Annotated in this window: 1 protein-coding gene; it reads right to left on the minus strand. The window is 62.4% G+C overall.

Annotation, left to right across the window (positions count from 1 at the left end):
• Nucleotides 1-47: 47 nt before the first annotated feature.
• Nucleotides 48-495, minus strand: a 448-nt coding sequence (locus B3605_RS14700) for an LOG family protein (RefSeq protein WP_296434713.1), incomplete at its 5' end; no start/stop codon positions are given.

Raw genomic sequence — 495 nt, forward strand, 5'->3', positions numbered from 1 at the left:
CAAGGGCGGCCGGCCGAAGAAGGCAGGCGACGCCACCTGAGCGCCCCCTATTCCGGGTGTTCGTAGAATTCCTGGATGATCTTCCAGGCCGCGTCGGCGGTGTCGACGAAGCTGATCAGGTCGACGTCATCGGGCGCGATCGTGCCGAATTCGGCGAGCGCTTCGAAATTGATGATGCTCTTCCAGAATTTTTCACCGAAGAGGATGAGCGGCATCTTTTCCATGCGGCCGGTCTGGATCAGCGTCAGGCATTCGAAGAATTCGTCCATCGTGCCGAAGCCGCCGGGGAAGACGGCGATTGCCTTGGCGCGCACCATGAAATGCATCTTGCGGATGGCGAAGTAGTGGAAGTTGAAGCTGAGCTCCGGCGTCACGTAGACATTCGGCGCCTGCTCGTGCGGCAGCACGATGTTGAGGCCGATCGAGGGCGCCCCCTCGTCTGCAGCACCCCGGTTGCCTGCCTCCATCACACCCGGGCCGCCGCCGGTGACGACG

The sequence above is a fragment of the Rhizobium sp. UBA1881 genome, assembly GCF_002338015.1.
In the GTDB taxonomy this organism is placed as follows: domain Bacteria; phylum Pseudomonadota; class Alphaproteobacteria; order Rhizobiales; family Rhizobiaceae; genus Rhizobium.